Source organism: Sinorhizobium numidicum (assembly GCF_029892045.1).
Taxonomy (GTDB): Bacteria; Pseudomonadota; Alphaproteobacteria; order Rhizobiales; family Rhizobiaceae; genus Sinorhizobium; species Sinorhizobium numidicum.
Genome location: NZ_CP120367.1, coordinates 741,322 through 766,964 on the forward strand (window position 1 = coordinate 741,322; position 25,643 = coordinate 766,964).

Here is a 25,643-nt window from a genome sequence, read left to right on the forward strand (position 1 = left end):
GGCTCAATTCGAGGCTAACTCGGATCTTCGTTCGGTATTGCTGGCGGGACACATTATTGATTGCTTAAAAACACCGTGCGCTTTCCTTGAGCCAGCATTGTCAAAGTTTGGCCCTATTCGCTCCTACAGTCGCCTATGCCGCCTTTAACCATTCTTTCACCTGCCTAAATTCACGGCTCTTGCCAAAGAGCGATCAGCGAAATCGGCGGCAAAAATCATACCTGCTTAGGGAGCTGACGCCACCAGGAGAGTATCCCGCAAAAGGTTTGAACTCGGAGGGGGATGTTCATGCGGATTGTGCGCGACCGGCAGTTGGACGGCTTAAGAGCCGTAGCTGTCACGATGGTGCTTTATGCGCATTTTTTTGCGGCCGACGGCTCCTATTGGGGCCATATCGGCGTGCGCCTGTTCTTCGTGCTGAGCGGCTTCCTGATTACCCGATTGCTACTCGAAGCGCGGGACGACCTTCGGTTCGAGCCGGCGACGGCGCTGAAATCCTTCTACGCGCGCCGGGCGCTACGCATCTTTCCACCTTACTTTGCCGTCTTGAGCTTCGTATGGCTGACCAATCTGGAAAGCTCCAACGAAGTCCTGGCATGGCATGCGCTTTACCTTTCGAACTTCTGGTACGCGGTTCAGAACGAGTGGACGCCGTGGATACTCTGCCATACCTGGAGCTTGAGCATAGAAGAGCAATTCTATCTCATCTGGCCGCTGATCGTCCTGATCGCGCCGCGGCGCTCAATCATTGGCATTTGCGTCGGCGTCATCGCCTGCTCGTTGGCCTACCGATTCTATTGGCCACTCACCGGTGTGCCGTCACTTGCTCGCGATCTGCTTCCCCCGGCGTCAATGGACGCCCTCGCTGCCGGCGCTCTGCTGGCCGCCTACCGATTGGAGAGCGCGGCTTGGCCGCGGTGGACAAGGCTGAGTTGGATGCCGCTGCTGGGTGCCTCGTTTATCCTGTTGTGGATGAGGCCCGTATCATCGACGCCAGCGCTGGAGTGGCTGGCCTGGATTGCACTGGAGGCCCTTCCCCTCGTGCCGCTTGCTATGCTGGTCGGCTGTTGTTCAAAGGGAATGGACGGCTATGTCGGTCGGATGGCCGAGCTTCCGGCCTTCACGGCGCTCGGACGCATCAGCTACGGCGTCTATCTTTACCACGCAATTGTTCTCGCATTGGTCGTCAAGGCTCAACCGTGGCTTCCCGTCAATGTCTCGGAGCAGGGTGCAGGGCGGGTGCTCGTCGCAGGCGCCGCGACGCTGCTGATCGCTTCGATCTCCTGGCTCACCTTCGAAAAGCCGCTCAACGAGCTGAAACGCCACTTTCCCTACGTGCGTCCTGGAAGTCGCGGAAGCGCCGCCGTCCCAGTCGATTGCGGCAAAGTCCTGCCGACTTCGGATTATCAATAAACACGCGAGCTGAACCATGCCCCCGCCATTGGTCTCCGTCCTGCTGCCCGTCTACAACGCCGAACCGTACGTCGCGACGGCGCTCGAAAGCATCCTGCGCCAGACCTATGAACGTTTGGAAGTCATCGCCATCGACGATGGATCGACGGATCGTTCGTTGGAGATTCTCGAGCGCTATCGCAAGGTCGATCGCCGGATCTCCATCCTTTCACGGGAGAACCGCGGCCTCATTGCGACCCTGAACGAGGGGCTGGTTCTGGCCAGGGGTGATCTGGTCGCGCGGATGGACGCCGATGACGTGTCGTACGCGTCACGTTTTTCGCGGCAAGTGTCGTTGTTCGAGGAGCAGCCCGAGCTCGCCCTTTGCGGCACGGGCATCGACACATTGATAGGCGACCGCATCGTTCGCGGTGCACCCAATCCGATCTACCGGTCGGGTAGTCTGCGCATTCTGTCGATGTTCTTCACGATCTTCATGCACTCGACCGTGGTCTACAACCGAAAAGTGATCCCGGAGGACATGCTCCATTACGATGCCGGCTATGTGCATGCGGAAGATTTCGACCTCTTCAGGCGGACCGCTGAGCGCTTCCCGGCAATGATGATCGACGACGCACTGGTCGCCTACCGGATTCATGGCGACAGCGTCACAAGCAAACACCAGCGACAAATGCGTCGAACGCATCTGAAGATCGTCGCGGAAAACCTTGAGCGGGAAGGACTTTTCGACGACACCAGCGCTCTGCGTGAAATCGGCGTCACGATAACAGAGGGCACGGTCCGAAACCTTGCTGACTTCATCCTGGCGCTCGACGACAAGATCTCGGCTCAGCCGATGGAGACGCTAGGAGCCTACCAGGATGGCGCCTTGTGTTTCTTCTATTTTCTCTTCCAGCTCATCCTCGACGAGGAACGGCCGGAATTGGCGCACGCATTCCTGACCCGGACAGGCAAGTGGGGCCTTATCCGCCGCCGCGAGCGATACGGGCTGCTCGCCGGCGTCCATGCACCCTGGTGCAGTCGCCTTTCGCTCGCAGCCGCCAAGAGGGCGGATTCGCTCACGCGATACCTGCGGTCCGTGCCGGCCGCGACCATCCTTCCTCAACATGGCCCGGCCTGAGATGGCGCTTCAACATCCTGAAATAGCGCGCGAGCGTTTCGATGAGTTGGCGGCGCCGCGTGCGGGCATGTGCTCTGCTTCGGATCGATCGCGGCCTTTCGCAAGCTTTATCGTCTGCACGCGCGACCGCGTTCAAGCACTCCCGGCTTGCATCCGATCGATCGAGGCGGCGTGTTGCAGCCACCCCACCATTACAAGCCAGCTCGTGGTGGTCGACAACGGCTCCACGGATGGCACGCCGGGGGAACTGCGCCGCTTAGCCGCGGCGTCGAAGATGACCATCACGGTTGTCACCGAGCCGCGTCCCGGCCTTGCCACTGCGCGCAATACCGGAATGGAGCGGGCGCGCGGTCTGGTCTTCGTCTTCATCGATGACGATTGCGAGGTCGATGGCAATTACCTTCGGGATCTGGAGCAGCATTACTCTACTGGCGAAAAACGCGTCATCCGCGGCGGCCGCGTTGAGCTCGGCAATCCCGACGACCTGCCGTTCACGATCAAGCGGTCCCGGCTGCGGGCACGACTGACCACCGAGGTCCATCCGGGCGGCTTCGTGCTCGGCTGCAACATGACGATGCACCGCGAGGTCGCCGCGCTTGTCGGCCGCTTCGACGAGCGTTTCGGTGCCGGCGCGCCGCTGCAATCGGCCGAGGATACTGATTACCTCGTGCGCGCCTTTCAGCTCGGTATTCCAGTCGAATACGTGCCCGACATGACGGTCTTTCATCATCACGGCCGAAAGGCCCGCGCCGCCATCGAAAAACTCCATCGAAGTTACAGCCTGGGCAATGGGGCACTGTGCCTGAAGCATTTCTTCAAAGCTCCGTGGCTGCTCAAGCACTTCTGCTGGACGACAAGATCGGCCTGCGGGGAAACCTTCGGCGGTGCCAGGTTCGACCCCGAACTACAACTGTCCCATTGGCCGATCGTGTCGATGAATCTGCTGGGAGCCGCAATATTTGCGCGTCTCGCCATGAGCGACCGCGCGGCGCCAACGGAACTGCGTCCGGCCGGAGAGACAAAGCCAGGGCTGGAGCGAGGTCAATGATGGTGCAGTTCTCGAGATCCGGCTTGCAGCTCTTGCGCGAAGCGCTGGGCAGGCAATTGCGCCTTATACCGGCTGTCGTGGTTCTGGGGCTCGCGAGTGCGGCGCTCGAAGGCGCCGGCATCGGCCTCATCATTCCGATGCTCGGCATTATTGCCGGAAACGGGGATGCCGGCGGATTGGGCGGGATATCTGCCATCTTCCAGCAGGTGGGGTCCGGGCTGGACGACGGCGAAAGATTGCTGGCGATCACGGCCGCCGTGCTGGTTCTGATCACTCTGAAAAACGTGCTCGCCTTTGCGAATACGGTGCTCACAACCTTCATCTACGGAAAGGCGAGCCACTCCGTCCGAAGTGCGCTCTCCGATCAGCTCCTGAGGATCGGCTACCCGTTCTTCATGCAACAGAATCCCGGCCGGCTGCTCAACATCATCTCAAATGAGTCATGGCGGGCCTCGGATGCCATACAGACCGTCCTTGCGGCGATCGTGAATGCGTCGGCCGCCGTGATCCTGCTCGCATTCCTGCTGCTCCTGTCCTGGCAGATGACGCTCTTCGTTGCCCTCGGGCTTATCCTCGTCCAAGTGGCGCATGCCGCGCTATCGGCCACTCTCAAAGGCCCGAGCCGCAGCGTGACCTCCTTCAACAGCGAGCTTGCCGCCAGGATGCTTCATCTCGTGCATGCAGGGCGGCTGATCCGTGTGTTTGGCCAGGAGGGGCGCGAAAAGGCGGCATTCGATGCCGCATCGGATTCTGTCCGGCGGGCCGGCTTCGTGCTGCAAACCCGCCAGGGTGTACTGCCGCCACTCACGGAGGTGCTTCACTCCGCCCTGTTCCTGGCGGTCGTCGTGAGCGCCTGGTTCATTGGAGTGAGCTTTCCGGTGATCGTGGCTTTCGTGGTGCTGCTCTACCGGCTGCAGCCGCACATGCGCGCCTTGCAAATGTCCTGGAGCCAGCTCCAGGGCTGGAGCGGGTCGCTCGAAGAGGTGAGATGGCTGCTGGATTCGTCGGACAAGCCGAAGCCGCCGGCCGGCAGCGAGCCGGTCGATGGATTAAGACAGCGCATCGAATTCGACCGCGTGACATTTAAATATCCTGGTTCCGGCTCCCGCGCCGTGGTGTTGCGCTCGGCGAGCTTCGAAATCCGCAGCGGCTGTTCGACGGCGCTCATAGGCCGGTCAGGCGCTGGGAAGACCACGATCGTAAATCTCCTCTGCCGATTTGTGGAGCCGGATGAAGGACGCATCCTCATCGATGGCGTACCGCTCGATCAGATCGATCCCGCTCAATGGCGTCGCCAGATCGCCGTCGCCAGTCAGGACCTGGAACTCGTGGACGGCACCATTGTTGAGAACATCACCTACGGCCAAACCGCCACGATCGCTGAAGTTGAGCGCGCGGCGAAACTGGCCGAGGCGCATAGTTTCGTTGAAAAGCTGTCCCAAGGCTACCAAACGGTCGTGGGTTATAGAGGGGCTAGCCTGTCTGCGGGCCAACGCCAGCGGATTGCGCTCGCCAGAGCCTTGGTGCGCGATCCGGAAATCTTGATCCTTGACGAAGCGACCAATGCCGTCGACGGCCTCTCGGAATCGGCGATCATCGAAACGCTCAGAATGCGAGCCGGCCGTCGGACGACGATCGTGATCAGCCATCACAGAAGTACGATTTCGTTCTGCGACGACGTCGTGGTTCTCGGTAGCGGACGAGTGAAGAGCCAGGCCCCGCTTGCCGAGGTGGCCTCGCTGAGCATGGACCAGCTCTACGAGCATGAAACGGTGGCGGAGCGCCAGATCTAACGAAACATGCCGGAAAACGCCGCGTCTTCTCAGGCGCGCGGCGTTGAATACCGATGTTACCGCTAGCGAGTTTTGAGGCTTCGTCTCACGATGTTAGTAGCTGTGGCACGCCTGGAAACCGCCTCAGGCGGCCTTTGCGTAACGTTTGGCCATTTCCGGCAGCCTGAGCGTCCTGATCTTTGACGCCTGACCGGCGGAGCGGAATGCCTCGAAACGCTCCTTGCAGACCTCGGTCATCCGGGCGATGGCCGGCTTCAGATAGTTGCGGGGATCGAAGTTGTCCGGATGCTCGAGATGGTGCTTGCGGATTTCGCCGGTGAAGGCGAGCCGGAGATCGGTGTCGATGTTGACCTTGCGCACTCCAAGCGGAATGGCCTTCTGTATTTCCGAGACCGGCACGCCCCAGGTCTTCTTCATCTTGCCGCCATAGGCGTTGAAGAGTTCCTGGAGATCGGCTGGCACGGAGGACGATCCGTGCATGACGAGATGCGTGTTCGGCAGCCGCTTGTTGATCTTGGCGATCGTCTCGATCGAGAGGATTTCCCCATCCGGCTCGCGTGTGAACTTGTAGGCGCCGTGGCTCGTGCCGATGGCCACCGCAAGCGCATCGACGCCCGTCTTCGAGACGAAGTCGAAGGCTTGCTCGGGGTCCGTCAGCAACTCTTCGCGCGACAGCTTTCCTTCGAATCCGTGACCGTCTTCCTTTTCGCCGGCTCCCGTTTCCAGGTTGCCGAGGCAGCCGAGCTCGCCTTCGACCGAAACGCCGGCCGCATGCGCGATCTTCACGACTTCGGCCGTCACTGCGACATTGTAGTCATAGGTGGCGATCGTCTTGCCGTCGGCCATTAAGGAGCCGTCCATCATCACCGAAGTGAAACCGTTTGTGATGGCTGAAATGCAAGTCGACGGCTGGTCGCCATGGTCGAGATGAAGACAGACCGGAATATGGGGGTATTCTTCCGCCGCTCCCAAGATAAGATGCCGCAGGAAGGCGTCGCCCGCATAGGCGCGCGCCCCGCGGCTCGCCTGCAGGATCACCGGGGAATCCGCCGCATCCGCGGCGCGCATGACCGCCTGAATGTATTCAAGATTGTTCACATTGAAGGCTGGCAGCGCGTAATTGTTTTCCGCTGCGTGGTCGAGCAGCTGCCGCAATGTGATCAATGCCATTCGAAATCTCCCTGATGCTGCGCCTCACTCCAGGCGCCGGTAAATGAGTGGACACGGTTTCTGCCCGTAGCGAGTTTGGCCCCATCAACCGGACCGCTGAAGAGCTCATTCCGGCTCCTTCGAACCGGCGTCCCGGGCCAAGTTAGCGCGCACAATAATTCATGCAGGTCTTTTGGCAACCGCGGCGACAACTGAGCCGGACATTGATTGACGTGCATCAGAGGATTTTGCTGTGGATGAGAAATCCCACTGTCAGAAATCGCTACTTTCGCTCTCTGGTAGTGCTGGCAGGCTGCTCACGGCATGGTGACGAGCCGAGGTTTTCGTTGTCCGCCCGCCATTTCGCCGCCCTGAGTCTTGCTTGCTGGAGGAACTTTGTCGACCGCGCGCAAATAGGCGAATTGCAAAAAGATTGCGAAACGCGAGCGAAATTTTTTCGCATATTACGTAAAGTGCCGTTTCAATTCATGAAGTTTGCATGACAGTGGGAATTTTCGCTGCAGCGGCGGTGTCGGCCGCGACTTGTTCACCTCATCTAAAACGTTGCAGTCGGCGTTTCCGGGCGCATAATCCTGTTATGCGCCACGTCGCAAAAGCGATGGAATTGCTCGCAAATGCAATACAACCAGTGCGATCATGGAGATTCCGTTTTATAAAGGAGGATGCAATTTTCCGCAGGAATCGCCTTGCCTTTGGTGAGAATTTGCACTTCTCTCCTGCGATCACACACCCAAAAAGAGGGGAAGGAGAAGAAAAATGGCTTCACTGAAATTCAACCTCAGCGCCGCCGCGCTCATAGGCTCGCTGCTCATCGGCGCAAGCCCGGCGCTCGCCGAAGCGGTGCTCCACCGCGGCAATGCCGGCGAGCCGCAGACGCTCGACCAGGCCCACACATCCATCAACATCGAAGAGTTCATCCTCAAGGACCTATACGAAGGCCTGACGATCTACGATGCCGCCGGCAAGGTCGTGCCGGGCGTTGCCGAAACCTGGGAGCTTTCGGATGACGGTATAGTCTATACCTTCAAGCTGCGCGCCGACGCCAAGTGGTCGGATGGCTCGCCGGTGACGGCCGAGGATTTCGCCTTCTCGTTCCGTCGTGTGGAAGATCCGAAGACGGCGGCCGAATACGCCAACATTCTCTTCCCGATCAAGAATGCCGAGAAGGTCAACAAGGGCGAAGTACCGGTCGACCAGCTCGGCGTAAAGGCCGTCGACGAAAAGACGCTCGAAATCACGCTCGAGCGCCCGACGCCCTTCTTCCTGGAACTGCTCTCCCATCAGACCGCCCTCCCGGTCAGCAAGGCGAGCGTCGAAAAGAACGGTGCCGACTTCGTCAAGCCGGGCGTCATGGTTTCGAACGGCGCTTTCAGGCTCACGGCGCACGTGCCGAACGACAGCCTGACCGTTGAGAAAAACACGAACTACTGGGACGCCGCCAACGTCAAGCTCGACAAAGTGATCTTCTATCCGATCGACGATCAGGCCGCTTCAGTCCGTCGCTTCGAGGCGAAGGAAATGGACCTCGTCTACAACTTCTCGGCCGACCAGATCGAGCGGCTGCGCAAGTCCTATGGCGATCAAGTCCATGTGTCGCCGACGTTGGCGACCTATTACTACGCTTTCGACACGCGGCAGGAGCCCTATAGCGACGTTCGCGTTCGCCGGGCCCTGTCGATGGCGGTCGACCGCGACTTCCTCGCCAAGGAAATCTACAGCGGCTCGCAGCTCCCCTCCTATTCGATGGTGCCTCCGGGCATCGAGAGCTATGGTGAGCCGTCCAAGGCCGATTTCGCAAACATGTCGCAGCTTGATCGCGAAGATCAGGCGGTGGCCCTGATGAAGGAAGCTGGTTACGGGGAGGGCGGCAAGCCGCTCAACATCGAGCTGCGCTACAACACCAATCCGAACCACGAGCGCGTCGCAACCGCAGTCGCCGATATGTGGAAGAACACCTTCGGCGCCAAGGTCTCGCTCGTGAACCTCGATGTGTCGTCGCATTACGCCTACCTCCAGGAAGGCGGTAAGTTCAACGTCGCACGCGCCGGCTGGGTCGCCGACTATGCTGACGCCGAAAACTTTCTGGCGCTCAGCCTCAGCACCAACAAGACCTTCAACTATGGACATTTCAACAACGCGGAATTCGACGCGCTGATGAAGAAGTCCTATGAGGAGCAGGATCCAGCCGCACGCTCGAAGATCCTGCACGAGGCAGAAGCCCTCCTGATGAAGGAACAGCCGATCGCGCCGCTCTTGACTCAGGCCGACCTCTGGCTCGTCTCCGATCGCGTGAAAGGCTGGCAGGACAATTCGCCGAACGCGCATCTGAGCAGGTTCCTGAGCGTCGCCGAATAACGAACTGAAGCGACGCGCGGCAGCCCACCGCGCGTCGCTTCCGGAGCAAATCCATGATTCCCTTCATCCTTCGCCGATTGGCGAGCGCGGTGCCGACCCTGTTCATCGTCGTCACCATATCCTTCTTTCTGATGCGGTTTGCCCCCGGTGGGCCTTTCAATCTCGAGCGTCCTCTCCCTCCGCAAACGATGGAGAACCTGATGAGGACCTACCAGCTCGACCAGCCGCTCTGGCGCCAATTCGTTCACTACCTCAGCAATGCGGTGACGGGAGACTTCGGTCCGAGTTACATCTATCACGACAACAATGTTGCCCAGCTGATCGGCAAGGGCTTGCCCTATTCGATGGAGCTCGGCTTCTACGCCCTGCTGCTGGCAGTGATTGGCGGTGTCATGGCCGGCACCATCGCCGCGCTCAGGCAAAACAGCATTCTCGACTTCGCCGTCATGTCGATCTCTACTGTCGGCGTCACGGTTCCAAATTTCGTCGTGGGGCCGGTTCTGACGCTCGTCTTTGCCATCCTGCTGTCGTGGCTGCCGGCCGGCGGCTGGGGGGACGGATCATTCCGCTTTCTCATTCTGCCGATGATCGCGCTCGCGCTGCCACAGCTGGCCGTCTTCGCGCGCCTTACCCGCGGTTCGATGATCGAGGCGCTGCATACCGACCATATCCGGACTGCAAAGGCCTATGGCCTGCCGTCCCGCGTCGTCGTCGTGACCCACGCGATGCGTGCCGCCATGTTGCCGGTCGTTTCCTATCTCGCACCTTGCGCCGCGGCGCTTCTCACCGGCTCGGCCGTGGTGGAAACGATCTTCACCATTCCCGGCGTCGGCCGTTACTTCGTTCTGGGCGCAATCAATCGCGACTACACGCTGGTCATGGGTACCGTGATCCTCGTCGCCATTTTCGTCATCGTCTTCAATCTTGTGGTCGATATTCTCTACGGCCTGCTCGACCCGAGGGTCCGCCATGACTGATATCGTTCAGGCACCGGTGTCAGCGCCGGAAACCAAGGGCCGCAGCCTCTTTCAGCTCGCGGCAATCCGCTTCCGTCGCAATCGCGCCGCCATGGCCGGCTGCGTCATGCTGCTCTTCATCGCGCTCTTCTCGTTTCTTGGGCCGTTGTTCTCGCCGCACACCTATGATCAGGTGTTCCCGTCCTATGTGTCGATCGGCCCGAGCCTCGAGCCAAGACCGGATACCTCAACCCTTCAGGAGGTGATGGAGGGTGTCGCGACCCGCGCCCGCGTCACGCTGAGGGAATTCGCCGTCGAAGGCGAATCTTTCACTGCCACCGTCACATCGGACCAGCCGATCGATCCGCGCGCCACACGTTACTTCGATCGGGCCAATGAGTTCGAGGGCACCAAGGTTGTTGCGACCGAGGATGATGGCCGTACGCTGAAGGTAGAAGGCCAGGTGGACCGGGAGTATTTCCCGTTTGGCACCGACTCGAATGGCCGGGACCTGCTCGTGCGCGTCATGCTGGGCGGGCAGATTTCGATCGCCGTCGGCCTGCTCGCTAGCCTCGTTTCGCTCGGCATCGGAGTCGTCTACGGAGCGACCTCCGGTTATATCGGCGGGCGCATCGACAATGTCATGATGCGCTTTGTCGAGATACTCTATTCGTTGCCCTTCGTCTTCCTGGTCGTCGTGCTCGTCGTCTTCTTCGGTCGCAGCTTCATACTGATCTTCCTGGTCATCGGCGCGGTCGAATGGCTGGACATGGCGCGTATCGTACGTGGTCAGACGCTGGCCTTGAAACGGCGCGAGTTCGTCGGCGCGGCACAGGCGCTCGGGCTCACCGATTGGCAGATTATCCGCCGGCACATCATCCCGAATACGATCGGGCCGGTAATCGTCTTCGTCACCGTCGTCGTGCCGAAAGTCATTCTGCTCGAAAGCTTCCTGTCGTTCCTCGGTCTCGGCGTGCAAGCGCCGCTGACGAGCTGGGGTGCGCTGATTTCGGAAGGGGCGAACAACATGCAATCGGCGCCATGGCTTCTCATTTTCCCGGCCATCTTCTTCGTCGTTACGCTGTTCTCGCTGAACTTTGTCGGCGACGGCCTGCGCGATGCGCTCGACCCGAAGGACCGCTGATATGACAGAGACGAAGGAAACCATTCTGGCCGTACGCGGTCTCAAGGTGGACTTTTCGACTCCCGACGGCACGGTCGAGGCCGTCAAAAGCATCAATCTAGACGTTCGCTCCGGCGAGACGCTCGCGGTCGTCGGCGAATCCGGCTCCGGCAAAAGCCAGACCATGATGGGCATCATGGGGTTGCTGGCAACAAACGGGACGGTCACCGGTTCGGCCCGCTATCGCGGCCAGGAACTGGTCGGCCTTCCGCCAAAGGCGCTGAACGGTGTGCGCGGCTCGAAGATCACGATGATTTTCCAGGAGCCGATGACCTCGCTCGATCCGCTCTACACGATCGGGCGGCAGATTGCCGAGCCGATCGTCCATCACCGCGGCGGAACATTCAAGACAGCGCGCAAGCGCGTGCTCGAGCTTCTGGAACTCGTCGGCATTCCCGAACCGGCCCGCCGCATCGACAACTACCCGCACGAGCTCTCGGGCGGCCAGCGCCAGCGCGTGATGATCGCCATGGCGCTGGCCAACGAGCCGGACATACTGATTGCCGACGAGCCGACGACGGCGCTGGACGTGACCATCCAGGCGCAGATCCTGGATCTCCTGAAATCGCTGCAGAAGCGCTTCGGCATGGCGATCGTATTGATCACGCACGACCTCGGCATCGTCAAGCATTTTGCCGAACGCGTCGCCGTGATGCGCCGCGGTGAAGTGGTGGAGGAGGGCACTACGGCGGACATTTTCGAGCGGCCGAAGGCCGACTACACGAAAATGCTGCTTGCCGCAGAGCCGAGCGGCCGCAAGCAAGCGCCGCCGGACAATGCTCCCATCATCCTGGAGGGCCGCGACGTCGCGGTGGATTACGCCATTGGGGGCGGTTTTTTCCGCGGCTCCTCCTCGGTGTTCCGGGCGGTCGACGGCGTCAATCTGCGCCTGAAACGAGGACAGACGATTGGCATCGTCGGTGAGTCCGGCTCCGGAAAATCGACCTTGGGGCGGGCTCTGCTCAGACTTTTACCGAGCAGCGGATATTATCGTTTCGGAGCGACGGATATCTCCGGCTTCGACCGCGGTGCAATGCGGCCGCTGCGCCGCGAACTCCAACTGGTGTTTCAGGATCCTTACGGTTCCCTTTCTCCGCGCCTGACGGTGGGCGAGATCATCACCGAGGGCCTTTATGTGCACGAGCCAGACCTCAGCCGCGCCGAGCGGGATCGGCGCGCGATTGCAGCACTGAAAGAGGTCGGGCTCGATCCGGCCTCGCGCAACCGCTATCCGCACGAGTTTTCTGGCGGTCAACGGCAGCGCATCGCCATCGCCCGCGCAGTGATCCTGAAGCCGAAGGTGGTGATACTCGACGAGCCGACTTCGGCGCTCGACCGTTCGGTACAGGGGCAGGTGATCGAGCTCCTGCGGGACCTGCAAAGCAAACACGGCCTCTCCTACATCTTCATCAGCCACGACCTTTCGGTCGTCAAGGCAATGTCGGACTACGTAATCGTGATGAAGAACGGCCGCATCGTCGAAGAGGGGCAGACGGACGCGATCTTCGAGGCGCCGAAGGAGCCGTACACGAAGACGTTGATCGGCGCTGCCTTCAACGTCTGACGCCTATGCGGCATCGATCGGAAAGACGCTATAAACGGGTGCAGCGGCCTTTCGGTGGCCGCTCGTCATCTGGCCTGCCGGCCATCTTCTCCCCGCAGGCGGGGAGAGGGCTGGAGTGAGATGCAATCACGGCGGCTGCTCCCGCTTTTTCGCGTCGAAAGCGCCCTCTAAGGCTCGTCCGTCAGGGCCTTCTTGTCGAGGCCGAACTTCTGCATCTTTTCATAGAGCGTCTTGCGGGAGATGCCGAGCGATTCATAAACGGGTTTCAATGCGCCGCCGTGGGCCGCAAGCGCGCTGGCAATGACATTTCTTTCGAAGGCGGAGACCTTGTCGGCGAGACGAGAATCGTTCACGTGCGAAGCGCCGTCCGCACGATCTGTTTCAAGCCCGAGGACCAGCCGCTCTGCCGCGTTGCGCAACTCGCGCACGTTCCCCGGCCAGTCCCGTTCGGCGATCTCGGACGCCAGCGACGGCGAGATTTCAATATCGTCGCGGCCGTAGCGTGCGGCGGATTCGCGAACGAGTTGCATGAATAGCAGCGGGATGTCGGAGCGGCGCTCGGCAAGCGGCGGCACACGGAGCGTGGCGACATTCAGCCGATAGAGAAGATCGGCGCGAAAGCGGCCGACAGCGACCTCGCTTTCCAGCTCGACTTTGCTGGTGGCAATGAAGCGAACATCGAGCGGCACGATTTCATTGGAGCCGAGCCGTGTGATCACGCGTTCCTGCAGCACGCGGAGAAACTTCGCCTGGAGATCGACGGGCATGGAGCCGATCTCGTCAAGCAGGATCGTTCCGCCGCGTCCATGTTCGAATTTGCCGTAACGCGGTCGCAGCGCACCTGGAAACGCGCCGGCCTCATGGCCGAAGAGCTCGCTCTCGATCAGGTTCTGCGGCAGCGCTGCACAATTGATGGCGATGAAGGGATTGTTGGCGCGGCTGCTGAGGTCGTGAAGCGCGCGCGCAACCACTTCCTTGCCGACACCCGTTTCGCCGATGATCAGCGTGTCGGCATCCGATGCGCCGATTGCACGCAACCTGTAGCGCAGATCGACCATGACCGGGCTTCGCCCGGGCAGACGCTGTTCGATGTCGTCACGCTTTCCCGCGACCGCCCGTAGTCGGCGATTTTCAAGCACGAGGCTGCGCCACTCGAGCGCGCGACGAATGGTGCCGGCGAGCATCGGCGCCGTGAACGGCTTTTCAACGAAATCATAGGCGCCCTCGCGCATTGCGCGAACTGCGAGTTGGACATCGCCATGACCAGTCACGAGGATTACCGGGACCTCCGTATCGATGTCGCGAATGCGCTGCAGGAAAGTCAACCCGTCCATGCCGGGCATGCGGATATCGCTGATGACGACTCCGGAAAAGCTGAAGCCGATGAGTTCCAACGCACGTTCGGCACTGGAGAACGTCTCGACACGAAAGCCGGCGAGCTCGAGCGCCTGCGCACTCGAATGGCGTAGTTCTTCTTCATCGTCGACAAGCAGGACGCGGCTTTCGCTCATTCGGCAGCCTCTCTTTCGGCCCGATCAATGGCGATAAGTTCAATGCGAAACACCGCTCCTCCTTCAGGATGGTTCGATACCGTGAGGCTGCCGCCGAAATCCTTGATGATATTGTAGGAAATGGAAAGGCCGAGGCCGAGCCCCCTACCGACGCCCTTGGTCGTGTAGAAGGGATCGAAGATGCGTTCAGAAATAGCGGGCGCTACGCCCGGCCCGCGGTCACGTATCGTTAGCACGGCTTTGTCGCCGTCGCGCCAAGCACGGATCGAGATCGCCCGATGATCGAGGCCTTCGACCGCGTCGGCAGCGTTGGAGATGACGTTGACCAGGACCTGCTGCAGCCGCACCGACCCCGCCTGGACGACGAGCGGCTCGCGGCCGAGGTCGATGTTTAACGCGGCGTCGGCTGCTTTCAAGCGTGGGGCCGCGATCTCCATCGTATCGTGGATGACTTCGTTGAGGCGAACAGGGCCGAGTTTCTCATTGGGCTTGCGGGCGAAATTGCGCAGGTGCCGGCTGATCGACGCCATGCGGTCGATCAGGCCGGAAATCCGTCTGACATTGTCACTCGCCTCGCTCGTCCGACCGCGCTCGATCAAGACGGCCGCGCTGTCGGCATAGGTTTTCGCGGCTGCGAGCGGCTGGTTGAATTCATGCGAGAGCGCCGCCGACATCTGACCGAGGCCGGCGAGCTTACCTGCCTGGATGAGCTCCGCCTGCGTCTGGCGCAATTGCTGTTCAGTAAGCCGCCGCTCGGCGATCTCCGCCTCGATCTGCGCATTGACGCGGGCGAGATCGGCAGTGCGCTCCTCGACGCGGCGTTCAAGTTCCTCCTGGGCTTGCGCCTGCATCTGCATGCGCTCTCGTAGCCGCGCACGGCGCTGAATAAGAATGGCAGCCGCGAGACCGGCTAGACCGCATAGGAGCAGCGCCGCAGCGACGACGGTCAGAGCTTGAGTTTTGACGGACGCCGTATCCAAGAGCACATTCACCGTCCAGTCGGCCTCCGGCATATATTGCGAGACGACGAGGTATTCCCGGTCACCGCTGCCGGTCGAGATCGTCAGCAATCGGGGATCAGGTGGGCCGTCCCGGATAATCGGCAGCGGACGCAGAATGGCATCGGCATAACGTCGCGACGCCTCGGTGCGGGCGAGCCGCTCTGGAGTCAGCGGCAGAATACCGGCGTAGAGCCATTCAGGGCTGCCGGTCATGAAAATGATGCCTTCCGGATCGGAGACGAAGATTTTGTATTCGCCGCCGCGCCAGGAGGCCTCGATCGTTTCGATGTCGACCTTGAAGACGATGACGCCACGGATCTCGTCGCCGATGCGGATTGGTGAGCCGAAGTAGTAACCTCGCTTGAGCGAGGTCGTGCCGACGGCATAGAAGCGCGACTGCTCGCCCCTCAGGGCTTCCTGGAAATAGGGCCGGTAACTGAAATTCTGACCGACGAAACTTGCCGGGCCGCCATAGTTGCTGGCAGCAATCGTTTCGCCGTCCGGGGCGATCACATAAATGTCGGAGGACTTGAGGAGCCCGTTGATCTCCTTGAGGTAATTGTTCACGGCTTCGCGCAGCCGCCGATCGCGCGGCCGCGTCGCAAGTTCCTTGATATCATCATGATCGGCAATCAGAGCGGGGAGCGCCTGATAACGATTAAGATGGCCGCTGAGAGCGGCGACCGCGAGTCTGAGCGCCGTCGCTGCCGCCGCGGAGGCTTCCTGCATGTAACTGCGAGTGGCAACAGCATTTCCCTGAACGGCAAGCACGGTCGCGAAGATGGGCAGCAAACAGAGCGCTAGCACGAAACGATATTTCACGGAATGCCCTGGCTCCTCCTCCCTCGCGTTTCCGACCGCACGATTCCAGTGTTACGGCCGCCTTGTGCATCTGAAGAAGACGCATGGCGCCCCGGCATGTCATCCGCACCGCGGATGGTAGAGGGGCGGTCGGCCGGTGGCAAGTCATCCACTGCTTTGTTCAACGGCAGCCCAAATGTGTCAACGGCACGTTGACAATGCGTTATTCCGCCTCGCTCTTTCGCAACCGGCCTCGACGGCGCATCTATTCGCCATGAGCGAGCCCGCATCGAGGCGGGCAGAAAGGAAGCGCAGAAATGCTCGACCAGATCAAAGGCCTGCATCACGTGACGTCCATGGCGGATGACGCCCACACCAACAACCATTTCTTCACCAATATGCTCGGCTTGCGCCGGGTCAAAAAGACTGTGAACTTCGACTCGCCGGACGTCTACCATCTCTATTACGGAGACGAAATCGGCACTCCGGGCACGGTGATGACCTATTTTCCCTTTCCGCAAATGCCGCGCGGCCGCGCCGGGACGGGCGAGGTGGGGACGACCGTCTTTTCCGTTCCCGAAGGTTCGCTCGGCTTCTGGCAGAATCGATTGGTCAGGCTCGCCGTTGGCGGTCTCAAGGAGACAGAAGTCTTCGGCGAGAAACGGTTGAACTTTGCCGGGCCCGATGGCGACGGCCTCGCCCTGGTCGAAGTCAAGGACGATCCACGCAAGCCCTGGACCGAGGGCGGGGTTTCCGAGGATCATGCAATCCGAGGCTTCCACTCGGTTGCCATGCGGCTGCGCGACGAAGGTGGCACGGCGGAACTGCTCAAATTCATGGGTTTCGAGGAATTGGACCGCAAGGATGGGGTAACGCGGCTCATCATGCCGGGCGGCAACGGGGCGAGTCTTGTCGACCTCGAAACGCTACCGAACATCAGCCGCGCGGCACAGGGTGCAGGATCGGTGCATCACGTCGCCTTTGCCGTCGACAATCGCGAAAAGCAGCTCGAAGTGCGCAAGGCGCTGATGGACACCGGCTATCACGTTACGCCCGTGATCGATCGCGATTATTTCTGGGCGATCTATTTCCGGACCCCAGGCGGCGTGCTCTTCGAGATCGCCACCAACGAGCCCGGCTTTGACCGCGACGAGGATGTCGCCCATCTCGGCGAAGCGTTGAAAGTGCCGCAGCAGCACAGGCATCTACGCCCGATCCTCGAAAGTAATCTGCAGAAGCTCGAGACGTAACCGTTCGGATCTCGCGCAAGGCTCTCGCCCCTCCTTCGCCTGCGTTTTAGGAGGGGCAGTGCGGTTTTAAAGCGAACGGTAACAGCGTCCGCCGGCACGCCGGTGACAAGGGAGAACTCAAATGGCTGATCATGGCTATGTGCATAAATTGAAAGCCGGCAAGCCCGGCAATCCGATCCTCTTCGTCCTTCACGGGACCGGCGGCGACGAGAACCAGTTCTTCGGCTTCGGTGCCGAGCTCATTCCGGAGGCAACGATCGTCTCGCCGCGCGGCGACGTCTCGGAACACGGGGCCGCGCGTTTCTTCAGGCGAACGGGCGAGGGCGTCTACGATATGGCGGATCTCACGCGTGCCACGGAGAAGATGGCGAGCTTCGTCAAAACGCGCGCAGCCGAACATGGGGCCTCGGAGATAATCGGCCTCGGCTATTCGAATGGCGCTAACATCCTTGCGAACGTGCTGATCGATGAAGGCATCTTCGACAAGACAGTGTTGATGCATCCACTAATCCCGTTCCGGCCGAAGGAAAATCCCGGACTCGCAGGCCGGCGTATCCTGATCACCGCCGGCGAGCGCGACCCCATCTGCCCCGCACCGTTGACGCAATCGCTCGCCGATTATTTCACCGCGCAGAGTGCAGCGGTCGAAGTCGAATGGCATTCCGGCGGCCATGACATCCGCCAGAACGAGATCGCCGCGATCGAGCGGTTTTTAATGGCATGACACGACGTCAGCGCCCCGTGCTTGAACAAAGATGCTTACGCAGACTAAGTTTAATGAACTAAGTCCAATCACGTGAGGCCAAGCGTGCAGACGATCAATATTCACGAAGCTAAGACGCATCTGTCGCGGCTGGTCGAGAAGGCGGCCAAGGGAGAGTCCTTTATTATCGCCAAGGCGGGAAAACCGATGGTGAAGGTGGTCGCCGTCGAGCAACCTTCAGCCGGTGAGCAACGTCGCGTCGGCTTCCTGGCCGGCCAGATTGCCGTGCCGCCTGCCGCCAGAGGCGCGTGCCTCATTGAGAATCCGGAGAATGTCCCCTCTTTTCAGCGCGGCAAGCCTTTGGGAAATAGCCATAAAGCGAGGCTTGGGGCGGTCGGAGTTCGAGGCCGATCCCCGGCTCCTTCGCCGCGGTCTGCTGGACGACGGCTAGGAAGAGCTTGCGATTGGCGACGCGCATGCGGTGGCGATCGATCAGCTTCCGCCGATCCACAAGGATCCCTTTCTGGTCGCCCAGGCGCTCGTAGAAGGTATCTTGCTGGTGACCGTGACGAATTTGTAGCCCGGTACTCAGGCCCGATCAGGCTCATTTGATCTCTCACTCCAACCGGCGGCGGAAGAGCCAGGCGGCGGAGGACAGTGTTACGATCGCGATCAGACAAAGCGGCAGCGTCTGGTGCGCGACCTCGGCAAGCGGGATATCCTTGAGGAATACGCCCTTCACGATCACCAGGAAGTAACGCAGCGGATTGATCAGCGTCACCGGTTGCAGCCAGGGCGGCATGTTCTCGATCGGCGTCGCGAAACCGGAAAGCAGCATCGCGGGCACCATGAACAGGAAGGCCCCGAGGATTGCCTGTTGCTGTGTCATCGAGAGAGCCGAGATGAAGAGCCCGAGCCCGACGACGGCGGCGAGATAGAAGACAGCGCTGCCGTAAAGCAGGAGAAGCGAGCCGCGCAGCGGCACACCGAAGATGAAAACGGCCGCAAGAATATAGATTGTGATGTGGAAGAGCCCGATCATCATCGGCGGTATCAGCTTGCCAACCAGAATTTCATGCGTGCGCAATGGCGAGACGATGAGCTGATCGAATGTGCCGAGCTCACGCTCGCGGGCGACCGACAAGGCGGTAACGATGAGCCCGATCAGCAGCGCGATGCTCGCTACCAGGTTCGGCACCATGAACCATTGATAAGTGAGGTTCGGGTTGAACCAATTGCGCGCCTCGACCCTGATCGCGTCGGATGCCGAGCGCTTCCCGGCGGGCGTCTCGGCGGAGAGCGTGCCGACAATGCGGCCGAGATAGCCGGAAACGATCTGCGACGCGTTGGAGCGTCGGCCATCGAGGATCATCTGCACCTCGGCCGGTCTTCCCGCCTCAATATCGCGCGAAAACGTCGGGCCGATCTCAAGCGCCGCGAGCACTCCCTGGGTATCGATGGCGAAACGGATATCGGCGGGGCTATTGGCAAGCCTGATCGTGCGAAAGGTCGGCGATCCGCCGATCTGTTGCACGAGCTCCTGGCTCCAGTGGCCGCCGTCACGGTTCAATATCATGATGTCGACGTTCTTCACCTCGAGCGTCGCCGCATAGGAGAAAACGAGAAGCTGAATGATCGGCGGCCCGATCAGGATGGCGCGGCCCTTCGGGTCGCGCAGTACCGCGAGGAGTTCCTTGATGATCAGCGCTTTCAGCCTCGTCCACCACATGTCAGCCGATCCTCTTTCGGGTGCTGCGTGCAGCAAGCGCGAAGAAGACGCAGCCGATCAGCAGCATCACCGCGATCGCGCGCGCAAACATCGGCCAAATGTCGCCTGCCAAAAACACTGTCTGGAGGCTCGGGATCAGGTAACGTGCGGGCACGATATAGGTGATCCACTGGATGACCATCGGCATCGAGTTGATCTCGAACAGGAAGCCCGAAAGCAGGAAGGCGGGCAAGAATGCGGAGATCAGTGCAAGCTGTGACGCCAGGAACTGGTTCTTGGTCGCTGCCGAGATCAATAACCCTTGTCCAAGCGCCGGCATGAGGAACGTGGCGGAGAGCGCGTAAAGCGCTGCGACCGAGCCGCGGAAGGGCACGCCGAAGAGGAAGACGGCCAGCAGCACGCACAGCGTCATCGAAGTGAGGCCAAGAATGAAATAGGGCAACAGCTTGCCGGCCAGCAGCTCGGCGGCGGAAACGGGCGTCGCCATCATCGCTTCCATCGTGCCGCGCTCCCATTCTCGCGCTACGACCAGCGATGTCAGCAGCGTGCCGACTAGCGTCATGACGATGGCGATCGAGCCTGGAACGAGAAAATTGCGGCTCGTCAGCTCCGGATTGAACCAGAAGCGCTGTTCTGCGGCGATTGCCGGCGGCACGCCCGCGCCCTCGCCTGTGCGCTGGCGCTCCCAGTTGGCGACCGCCCCTTGGGCATAGTTCTGGACGAAGTTCGCGGTGTTCGGATCCGAGCCATCGACGATCACCTGGACCGCCGGGTGTCGTCCCGCCGCATGGTCGGCAGTGAACTCGGCGGGGATCACGAGAATGCCGCGCACGCGGCCGAGCACGAGATCGTCCTCGAATTCGCGACGGTCTTGGCCGTTTACGACCGAAAAATAGCGCGACGCCTGAAAGCTCGCGGCAAGGTCGCGGGTGAGCGGCGTCGCCTCCTCGACGACGAGGCCGACCCGCGTCTGCGTCGTGTCGAGCGAAACGCCATAGCCGAAGAGGAAGAGCAGGATCAGCGGCAGGACGAAAGCGATTAGGATGCTGCTCGGGTCGCGCACGACCTGATAGCTTTCCTTGCGCACGAGGGCAGCAAAGCGCCGGCCTTTGCCGGCACGCTGCTCGTTGCTCCCTTTTTTCGGCGTGATCTTCATGCGGCCTCGTTCGCCTCCGAATTCTCGACGAGGGCGATGAAGGCGTCTTCCATCGTCGGATCCGGAATGTCCTTGCTGGCGACACGCGCCTTCATCTCGTCCGGCGAACCGAGCGCGATCGATCTGCCGCGATAAATCAACGAGATGCGGTCGCAATATTCCGCCTCGTCCATGAAATGGGTGGTGACAAGAACGGTTACGCCCTTCTCCACAAGCCCATTGATGTGGGTCCAGAATTCGCGCCGGGTGATAGGGTCGACACCCGAGGTCGGCTCGTCGAGAAAGAGCACTTCCGGTTCGTGAAGTACGGCACAGGCAAGCGCGAGCCGCTGCTTGAGCCCGAGCGGCAGGTCCTTGGCAGACATATCGTGGATCGAGCGGAACTCGAATATCTGCGTCATGAGCTCGATGCGCTCGCGCTTGGCTAAGCGAGAGAGCCCATAGACGCCGGCAAAGAAATTCAGGTTCTGAATGACGCTGAGATCTCCGTAGAGGGAGAATTTCTGCGCCATGTAGCCGAGCCGGTTGCGCGCCTCCGCCGCGTCGCGCCTAAGGTCGAAACCGGCGACCCGGCCTTCGCCGGCTGTCGGTTTCAACAGGCCGCACAGCATCTTGAAGGTGGTCGACTTGCCGGCACCATTCGGACCGAGCAGACCGAAAATCTGCCCGCGCGGAATATCGAAGGTGATGTTGTCGGCTGCGGTGAAATCGCCGAAGCGCTTCGTCAGGCCCCGCGCCTCGATGACCGGCTTGCCGCCCTCGGCGGTGAAGGTTTTTTGCGTTTCGGCAAGCTTCGACCGCCCGCCCGGTCCGCCGCCGAGCATATCGACAAAGGCGTCCTCGAAGCGCGGCGCTGCGACGACGGCGTGGCTGGTGGCTTTGTCCCCGTCTTTCGCGGGCGAAGGAGGGCTCAGTCCCGGCTTCATTACGAGCCGGATGGCTTCGCCTTGAATGACACCATCGACGACGCCTTCCTCATCGAGCAAGCGCGCCAGTTGTTCGCGGCGGCGGCCGTCAATACCAGAGAGCCTATAGACCCGATCTTCGACGCGATCGGTCATCTCATGCGGAGGGCCGGAGAAAAGCAGCCTGCCCTGATTGAGCAGAAAGACGTGGTCGCAAGCCTCGGCCTCTTCGAGATAGGCTGTCGACCAGACAACGCCGATACCTTCGGCGGTGAGATTCTCCACCATCTTCCAGAGATCGCGCCGCGAAATCGGGTCGACGCCGACGCCGGGTTCATCGAGCAGGAGCAAACGCGGCTTACGCAAAAGTGCACAGGCAAGACCGAGCTTCTGCTTCATGCCACCGGAGAGTTTTCCGGCAAGACGTGTGGTGAAGCGATGGAGATCGGTAAAATCGAGCAGTTCGCCGAAGGTTCTTGCGCGCTCGGCCTTCGGCAGGCCACGCAGGTCGGCATAGAGATCGAGATTTTCTTGAACCGACAGGTCTTCATAGAGGCCGAAACGCTGCGGCATGTAGCCGATTGCTGCCTGAATGGCGGCCGGATTCCTGCGCGTATCGTAGCCGAGCACGTCGACAGTTCCTTCGTCCGGCAGCATGAGGCCGGTCATCAACCGGATCAGTGTCGTCTTGCCGGCGCCGTCGGGGCCGACGAGGCCGGTGATCCGCCCGCCGGCAATGGTGCCGTCGATGGCGTCGAGGGCAGGGGCTTCAGCGCCGAACCGCTTGGTGACGGCACTCAACCGGACGAACGGGTCCGGACCGAGGTCGGGGACAGGGCCGGGCGTCACGTCGCTTCCTCCGGGGTCGGCAGATGTACGGTGACCGGCATGCCCTGGCGCAGATCTACGCCGGGATTGTTGACGATGATCCGCAGCCTGTAAACGAGATCGGTCCTGAGCTCGGGCGTCTCCACCGATTTCGGTGTGAATTCCGCAACCGGCGAGATGAAGCCGATGGTCGCCTCATAGGGGCGGCTAGGGGCCGTATCGGACGTAATCTTGACCTTCATTCCGGGATGAATGCGGCCAAGGTCCGGCTCTGCTACATAAGCCCGGACCCAAACCGGTTCGGTCAGCGAAAGCACATAGACCGTGTCGGCCGGCGAGATGATCGCGCCGGTTTCCCGCACCCGGGAAAGGATAATGCCTGCGCTCGGGGCGACGAGTTCGGTATCCTTGAGCGACGTGCGGGCGCTCGCGACTTTCGCGGTCGCCGCATTCAACTGCGCCTCTGCGGCCGCTACGTCTTCCACTCGACTTCCCTCTTCGAGCAGCGCCAGAGCCTCACGTGCGGATGTCGCACGAGCGGCGGCCGCGGCACGCACAGCACTCGCCTGATCAAGATCGGCCTGCGAAATCGTACCGTTCGGCCGCAATTGCCGCGCGCGTTGATAGGCGAGATCGGAATTTCGGAGCTCTGCGAGACGCTCTTCATGAACGGCGCGCGCTTGTGCGATTTCGGCCGCGCGCGCGCCCGCCTTGACCTTTGCCAGCGTGGCACGCAGGGCTTCAGCCTCCGCTTCTGCGGCGTCGAGCGATTGCTGAAAAGGCTCGGCATCAAGCCTTGCGATGACGTCGCCGGCCTTGACTGTATCGCCTTCGTCGACGCGGAGATCGGCGATCCGCCCACTGACGCGGAAGCCGAGCGAAACCTGGCGAATATCGACATTGCCGTAGAGAACCGCGTCCCGGTTTTCCTTCGCAAAGCCGAGCCGCGCGGGCACATCGAACCACCAGCCGCCGGTCACGGCGACCGCGAAAAGGAGAACAAAGATGGCGACTTTCTTCATGACTGCCGGTCCTTCTCGGCACCGAGCACGGCCACGAGTTCGGCCGCGTGGCGACGCAGGGTCTCGAGCTCATTCGGCCCGGTCGTTTTCCATTCGAGTTGTGCGTAGACGGCTGCATGCGCCATTCGGAACACCAGAATGCTGCCGACGAAGGACAGCGTCCGCAGACGGATATGTTCCGACGCCGGGTCATCGCCGAGGATCGCGCCGATCAGCCGGCGCGCCATTTCGATCATCGGCCGCATGATCTTGCCGTAGATTCGCGTGAACGCTTCGGTCGGCTCCATCTGCTCGCGGATGATGAAGCGCGCCCAACTCTCCGATTGCTTGCTGACGAAGAGAACAACCATCCTTTGGACCATCTGTGTCAGGAAGTGGCGTGCCTCGGCGGCAGCCATTTGTTCGCCAGCCGCATCGAGTTCCGCGAAACGCGCCAGAATGATGCTTCGCAAATCGCCGACATGGCCGCTGATGATTGATGCCAGGTGCTCGGCCGCGGCGATATAGAGGCCTTCCTTGCTGCCGAAATAATAGGGAATCGCCTGAAGGTTGACCCCTGCCGCGTCCGCAAGCTTGCGCGTCGTTGCACCATCGAAGCCATAACGACCGAAGACGTCGATGGAGGCGCCGAGGAGCTTCTCTCGCGTGGCGTCGCCGCGATCGGCGCGGAGCGGCGGTGTGTAATCGTCATCCTTTATCATGTGCTGATATTATGTCATTCAGACGATTAAGTCAATCGAATGAATTGCGCTCGAAACCACAGGTCGCCGCTTGAGAGGCGTCCGGCTCCACCTTTGTGCTCCTGAAAAGAAGCAGGGGCGCTGTCAGCGTTGACGCAAGGGAGATTCGTCGCTGGTCAGGCGACGTCCCGCGATTCCTCGACTGCATCGAGCCGCCGCTGAAACAGGGCGGCGATGAGGTCGGACTGCGTCACAATGCCAACGACACGGTTGTCGGCGTCGACGACCGGCATGTGATGCAGTCCCATGTCCGCCATCGGCGGCACGAGCTTTGCGATCATGGTTTCGGGGAGGGCGGACTGGACGCGTCTCGTCATGATGTCGGAAACATAGCGCGGCGATTTCGCCGGCAGACCGATGATATTGCCGATCCGCTCGCGCAGGCCGACCTGAAGTCGCCCGTTCGGCGTCAGCGTCGCATGCTTCATGAAGTCCGTCTGGGTGATGATGCCGACGAGCCCTTCTTTTTCGGTGACGACCGGCAGCGCCTGGATGCGGTGCTCGAGGAGCATTTTCCAAGCCTTGCGCAGCGGGGCGTCCGGCGCAACGGTTGCGACATCGCATGACATGATCTCGCCGCAGGTGATCTCGCCGGACCGGCGGGTAAAGGCGCGTACCTGCGCCTGATGGATGAAGCTGTCCAAGTCCTCGGGACTGACATTGACGACCTCACCATACTGGGCAAGCACGGCTTGGAGGTCCTCGGGCACAACGCCGAGCCGGTGGCTTGGCAAGGGATCCTGCGTGTTGTGCGGGTTGGCGGCCGGGGCGAGATGCGGATAGCGGCGACCGGTGAGATTGTTGAAGATCAGCGCCACGACGAGGATAAGCAGCGAGTTGACGGCGACAGGAGACAGGACGAAGGCATAGCCGGCATCGCGAATTGCCGGACCTCCAAGCACCGCTGTGAGCGCGACGGCGCCGCTCGGCGGGTGCAGGCAGCCGAGGATCAGCATGGCGCCAATGGCGACGGCGACGGCAACGGCGGCGGCGATGACCGGGTCCGGAATGAGCAGCGCCGCTGTGACACCGACTGTCGAGGAAATAATATTGCCGCCGAGAATCGACCAGGGCTGGGCAAGCGGGCTCGACGGCGCCGCGAAGAGCAGGACTGCCGACGCCCCCATCGGCGCGATGAGAAGCGGCAGGCTGGCGCCGGCGCCGATCGCGAGCGTGCTGATGAATCCTGTCAGCAATATTCCGACAAGCGCGCCACAGCACGAACGCAAGCGCTCCCAATGGCTGACCGGCACCAGGGACGGGATGAAACGTCGGAGGAGGACTGCGGCTTTGGACATGGATGCTCGTGGGTCGAAGGAGGTGGGGGAAACGGGAGGAGTTGCACAGGCCCATAGCATGTGACCGGAGATTGGGCACGAAATCTGCATCCAAGAA

At 61.1% G+C, this 25,643-nt stretch carries 19 protein-coding genes and 1 pseudogene; 11 read left to right on the forward strand and 9 right to left on the reverse strand.

Annotated elements, in window-relative coordinates; all coding sequences use genetic code 11:
- The first annotated feature begins 288 nt into the window (after positions 1 to 288).
- Genes PYH37_RS03605 through PYH37_RS03620 form a run of 4 tightly spaced genes read left to right on the forward strand, consistent with a single transcriptional unit; the run spans position 289 to position 5,374 of the window.
- Positions 289 to 1,413 carry an acyltransferase family protein gene (locus tag PYH37_RS03605; RefSeq protein WP_280732064.1) on the forward strand — a complete coding sequence of 375 codons (1,125 nt, stop codon included), beginning with the start codon at positions 289 to 291 and terminating at the stop codon, positions 1,411 to 1,413.
- Between the two features lie 16 nt (positions 1,414 to 1,429).
- Positions 1,430 to 2,533, forward strand: a complete 1,104-nt coding sequence (locus tag PYH37_RS03610) for a glycosyltransferase family 2 protein (protein ID WP_280732065.1) — start codon at positions 1,430 to 1,432, stop codon at positions 2,531 to 2,533.
- Position 2,534: 1 nt separating this feature from the next.
- Entirely contained in the window at positions 2,535 to 3,581 is a 1,047-nt protein-coding gene (locus tag PYH37_RS03615; protein WP_280732066.1) for a glycosyltransferase family 2 protein, read from the forward strand.
- Entirely contained in the window at positions 3,581 to 5,374 is a 1,794-nt protein-coding gene (locus PYH37_RS03620; protein WP_280732516.1) for an ABC transporter ATP-binding protein, read from the forward strand. The genes PYH37_RS03615 and PYH37_RS03620 overlap by 1 nt, the downstream gene beginning before the upstream one ends.
- 123 nt (positions 5,375 to 5,497) lie before the next feature.
- On the opposite strand, the gene fba is transcribed toward PYH37_RS03620, so the two are convergent.
- Entirely contained in the window at positions 5,498 to 6,544 is a 1,047-nt protein-coding gene (gene fba / locus PYH37_RS03625; RefSeq protein ID WP_280732067.1) for a class II fructose-bisphosphate aldolase, read from the reverse strand.
- A gap of 756 nt (positions 6,545 to 7,300) precedes the next feature.
- On the opposite strand from fba, the gene PYH37_RS03630 reads away from it, so the two are divergent.
- From PYH37_RS03630 to PYH37_RS03645, 4 genes are read left to right on the forward strand one after another with little or no spacing between them, the layout of a single operon-like run.
- Positions 7,301 to 8,899, forward strand: a complete 1,599-nt coding sequence (locus tag PYH37_RS03630; protein ID WP_280732068.1) for a peptide ABC transporter substrate-binding protein — start codon at positions 7,301 to 7,303, stop codon at positions 8,897 to 8,899.
- Positions 8,900 to 8,952: 53 nt separating this feature from the next.
- The gene (gene oppB, locus PYH37_RS03635) at positions 8,953 to 9,876 is read left to right on the forward strand and encodes an oligopeptide ABC transporter permease OppB (protein ID WP_280732069.1); all 924 of its coding nucleotides are present in this window, start codon (positions 8,953 to 8,955) and stop codon (positions 9,874 to 9,876) included.
- Positions 9,869 to 10,999, forward strand: coding sequence for an ABC transporter permease (locus tag PYH37_RS03640; RefSeq protein ID WP_280732070.1), 1,131 nt, complete (start codon positions 9,869 to 9,871; stop codon positions 10,997 to 10,999). The genes oppB and PYH37_RS03640 overlap by 8 nt, the downstream gene beginning before the upstream one ends.
- Position 11,000: 1 nt before the next feature.
- Positions 11,001 to 12,602, forward strand: a complete 1,602-nt coding sequence (locus PYH37_RS03645; protein ID WP_280732071.1) for an ABC transporter ATP-binding protein — start codon at positions 11,001 to 11,003, stop codon at positions 12,600 to 12,602.
- A gap of 167 nt (positions 12,603 to 12,769) precedes the next feature.
- Here PYH37_RS03645 and PYH37_RS03650 read toward each other — a convergent pair whose 3' ends face one another.
- Positions 12,770 to 14,113, reverse strand: a complete 1,344-nt coding sequence (locus PYH37_RS03650) for a sigma-54-dependent transcriptional regulator (protein WP_280732072.1) — start codon at positions 14,111 to 14,113, stop codon at positions 12,770 to 12,772.
- Complete coding sequence (locus PYH37_RS03655) at positions 14,110 to 15,936, reverse strand: sensor histidine kinase (RefSeq protein WP_280732073.1); 1,827 nt, start codon at positions 15,934 to 15,936, stop codon at positions 14,110 to 14,112. The genes PYH37_RS03650 and PYH37_RS03655 overlap by 4 nt, the downstream gene beginning before the upstream one ends.
- 296 nt (positions 15,937 to 16,232) lie before the next feature.
- Between PYH37_RS03655 and PYH37_RS03660 the strand changes: the two genes are divergently transcribed.
- The 3 genes and pseudogenes from PYH37_RS03660 to PYH37_RS03670 form a co-directional block, all read left to right on the forward strand.
- Positions 16,233 to 17,165, forward strand: coding sequence for a VOC family protein (locus PYH37_RS03660; RefSeq protein WP_280732074.1), 933 nt, complete (start codon positions 16,233 to 16,235; stop codon positions 17,163 to 17,165).
- Between the two features lie 121 nt (positions 17,166 to 17,286).
- A complete protein-coding gene (locus PYH37_RS03665) occupies positions 17,287 to 17,889 on the forward strand; it encodes an alpha/beta hydrolase (RefSeq protein ID WP_280732075.1) in 603 nt (200 codons plus the stop codon).
- 84 nt (positions 17,890 to 17,973) lie between these two features.
- Positions 17,974 to 18,159 (forward strand): annotated as a pseudogene (locus tag PYH37_RS03670) (type II toxin-antitoxin system Phd/YefM family antitoxin); the annotation flags it as partial.
- 325 nt (positions 18,160 to 18,484) lie between these two features.
- Here the strand turns inward: PYH37_RS03670 and PYH37_RS03675 are convergent.
- From PYH37_RS03675 to PYH37_RS03700, 6 genes are all read right to left on the reverse strand, one after another.
- On the reverse strand, positions 18,485 to 19,597 hold the full coding sequence (locus PYH37_RS03675; protein ID WP_280732076.1) for an ABC transporter permease: 1,113 nt from the start codon (positions 19,595 to 19,597) through the stop codon (positions 18,485 to 18,487).
- A 1-nt stretch (position 19,598) separates the two neighbouring features.
- Complete coding sequence (locus PYH37_RS03680) at positions 19,599 to 20,753, reverse strand: ABC transporter permease (RefSeq protein ID WP_280732077.1); 1,155 nt, start codon at positions 20,751 to 20,753, stop codon at positions 19,599 to 19,601.
- Positions 20,750 to 22,507: an ATP-binding cassette domain-containing protein gene (locus PYH37_RS03685; protein ID WP_280732078.1), complete on the reverse strand. Its 1,758-nt coding sequence runs from the start codon at positions 22,505 to 22,507 to the stop codon at positions 20,750 to 20,752. The genes PYH37_RS03680 and PYH37_RS03685 overlap by 4 nt, the downstream gene beginning before the upstream one ends.
- Positions 22,504 to 23,508, reverse strand: coding sequence for a secretion protein HlyD (gene hlyD / locus PYH37_RS03690; RefSeq protein ID WP_280732079.1), 1,005 nt, complete (start codon positions 23,506 to 23,508; stop codon positions 22,504 to 22,506). Before hlyD ends, PYH37_RS03685 begins: the two co-directional genes overlap by 4 nt.
- The gene (locus PYH37_RS03695) at positions 23,505 to 24,209 is read right to left on the reverse strand and encodes a CerR family C-terminal domain-containing protein (RefSeq protein WP_280732081.1); all 705 of its coding nucleotides are present in this window, start codon (positions 24,207 to 24,209) and stop codon (positions 23,505 to 23,507) included. The genes hlyD and PYH37_RS03695 overlap by 4 nt, the downstream gene beginning before the upstream one ends.
- Before the next feature lie 155 nt (positions 24,210 to 24,364).
- Complete coding sequence (locus tag PYH37_RS03700; RefSeq protein ID WP_280732082.1) at positions 24,365 to 25,546, reverse strand: HPP family protein; 1,182 nt, start codon at positions 25,544 to 25,546, stop codon at positions 24,365 to 24,367.
- Positions 25,547 to 25,643 lie beyond the last annotated feature (97 nt).

Coding starts and splice junctions, on each gene's coding strand:
- hlyD (WP_280732079.1), bottom strand. CDS start 23,508: ATGAAGAAAGTCGCCATCTTTGTTCTCCTTTTCGCGGTCGCCGTGACC.
- fba (WP_280732067.1), bottom strand. CDS start 6,544: ATGGCATTGATCACATTGCGGCAGCTGCTCGACCACGCAGCGGAAAAC.
- PYH37_RS03610 (WP_280732065.1), top strand. CDS start 1,430: ATGCCCCCGCCATTGGTCTCCGTCCTGCTGCCCGTCTACAACGCCGAA.
- PYH37_RS03650 (WP_280732072.1), bottom strand. CDS start 14,113: ATGAGCGAAAGCCGCGTCCTGCTTGTCGACGATGAAGAAGAACTACGC.
- PYH37_RS03680 (WP_280732077.1), bottom strand. CDS start 20,753: ATGAAGATCACGCCGAAAAAAGGGAGCAACGAGCAGCGTGCCGGCAAA.
- PYH37_RS03700 (WP_280732082.1), bottom strand. CDS start 25,546: ATGTCCAAAGCCGCAGTCCTCCTCCGACGTTTCATCCCGTCCCTGGTG.
- PYH37_RS03665 (WP_280732075.1), top strand. CDS start 17,287: ATGGCTGATCATGGCTATGTGCATAAATTGAAAGCCGGCAAGCCCGGC.
- PYH37_RS03675 (WP_280732076.1), bottom strand. CDS start 19,597: ATGTGGTGGACGAGGCTGAAAGCGCTGATCATCAAGGAACTCCTCGCG.
- oppB (WP_280732069.1), top strand. CDS start 8,953: ATGATTCCCTTCATCCTTCGCCGATTGGCGAGCGCGGTGCCGACCCTG.
- PYH37_RS03620 (WP_280732516.1), top strand. CDS start 3,581: ATGGTGCAGTTCTCGAGATCCGGCTTGCAGCTCTTGCGCGAAGCGCTG.
- PYH37_RS03605 (WP_280732064.1), top strand. CDS start 289: ATGCGGATTGTGCGCGACCGGCAGTTGGACGGCTTAAGAGCCGTAGCT.
- PYH37_RS03640 (WP_280732070.1), top strand. CDS start 9,869: ATGACTGATATCGTTCAGGCACCGGTGTCAGCGCCGGAAACCAAGGGC.
- PYH37_RS03695 (WP_280732081.1), bottom strand. CDS start 24,209: ATGATAAAGGATGACGATTACACACCGCCGCTCCGCGCCGATCGCGGC.
- PYH37_RS03630 (WP_280732068.1), top strand. CDS start 7,301: ATGGCTTCACTGAAATTCAACCTCAGCGCCGCCGCGCTCATAGGCTCG.
- PYH37_RS03615 (WP_280732066.1), top strand. CDS start 2,535: ATGGCGCTTCAACATCCTGAAATAGCGCGCGAGCGTTTCGATGAGTTG.
- PYH37_RS03660 (WP_280732074.1), top strand. CDS start 16,233: ATGCTCGACCAGATCAAAGGCCTGCATCACGTGACGTCCATGGCGGAT.
- PYH37_RS03645 (WP_280732071.1), top strand. CDS start 11,001: ATGACAGAGACGAAGGAAACCATTCTGGCCGTACGCGGTCTCAAGGTG.